This window comes from Dolichospermum planctonicum, assembly GCF_005402965.1.
In the GTDB taxonomy this organism is placed as follows: domain Bacteria; phylum Cyanobacteriota; class Cyanobacteriia; order Cyanobacteriales; family Nostocaceae; genus Dolichospermum; species Dolichospermum planctonicum.
Genome location: NZ_BJCF01000109.1, coordinates 1 through 1,356, shown reverse-complemented (window position 1 = coordinate 1,356; position 1,356 = coordinate 1). Strand labels below are relative to the sequence as shown.

1 protein-coding gene is annotated in these 1,356 nt (G+C 33.3%); it reads left to right on the top strand.

What is annotated here, in order from left to right; all coding sequences use genetic code 11:
* Positions 1 to 232 precede the first annotated feature (232 nt).
* Positions 233 to 1,356, top strand: a 1,124-nt coding sequence (locus tag FFO06_RS20615) for an IS1634 family transposase (RefSeq protein ID WP_137909694.1), incomplete at its 3' end; no start/stop codon positions are given.

Here is a 1,356-nt window from a genome sequence, read left to right as displayed (position 1 = left end):
CCCACATTCCGCACCCTGAACTGTCACAGATCAAAAAAGCAGAGATAGTAGTACATAATAACTAACGATCAATTAAAGAGAAATAAGCTTAATGAGAATACATATCATTAAAAGGGGGGTGGTGTGAGAAAGTAAAGTTTCCTAAGGAGTCCGAATTCAAGATGATTAAAAAATTTATTATTCAGAAAGCAAGAAATGAGAGAATCATAATAGACAAGTAGAGGAAACTGTTGTGAAATTAAAACCCCAAGAAATAGAAATTCAGAACATAGACCATCTAGGGATAGTAGCAGGAATCATAGATTCAATCGGAATAGTAGAAATAATAAATGAATTAATAGGAGTCGAAAAAGACGAAAAAGTAAATGCAGGTCAAGTAGTAAAAGCCATGATAATAAACGGGTTAGGATTTGTCTCCAAACCGTTATATATGTTTCCTAAATATTTTGAAACAATCGCTTGTGAACATCTAATAGGAACAGGAGTAAAACCAGAATATCTCAACGACGACAAACTAGGCAGAGTCATGGATAAACTATTTATCAAAGGATTGGATACAATATTTTTTATCATAGCCTTAAAAGCAGCCCAAAAATTTGGAGTATCACTATCAACATCACATCTAGACTCATCATCAATGCACGTACATGGACAGTATAACACTAGCTTACCAGAAGTAATATTTGAGAGTCAAGAAATAGGAAATAACCAAGAATTAGAAGAAATAGCAGTAAAATCACCAAAAGAAATAACCATCACTTATGGTTATTCCCGTGACCACAGACCAGATTTAAAACAGTTCATCATAGAAATGATATGTTCAGGAGATGGAGACATACCAATATTTTTAAAACTAGCATCGGGAAACCAAGCGGACTCATCATGTTTTGGTAAAATAGCAATAGAATATCACAAACAATTAGAAGTTAATAGTCTCATGGTTGCTGACTCGGCATTATATACAGAATCAAACCTGAAAATGATGTCAGATTTACAGTGGTTATGTCGAGTACCATTAAGCATCAAAGCAGCAAAATCATTAATATCAACAATACCAGAATCAGAATTTATTGATAGTACAATACCCGGATATAAATTAGCATCAAAAACCGAAAATTATGCAGGAATAGAACAGAGATGGCTAGTAGTACAAAGTCAAGAAAGAAGAGAATCAGACTTGCGTAAACTCACAGAAAAAGTTATCAAAGCAGAATCAAAAGCTGTGCAGGATTTGAAAAAGTTATCACCAGAAGAATTTGCTTGTGAAGCAGATGCTATGAAGGCATTATCAAAATTATCAAAACAGTTTAAATATCACCAAATTAACGAAAGTAAAGTTACTCAAGTCAAATCTAA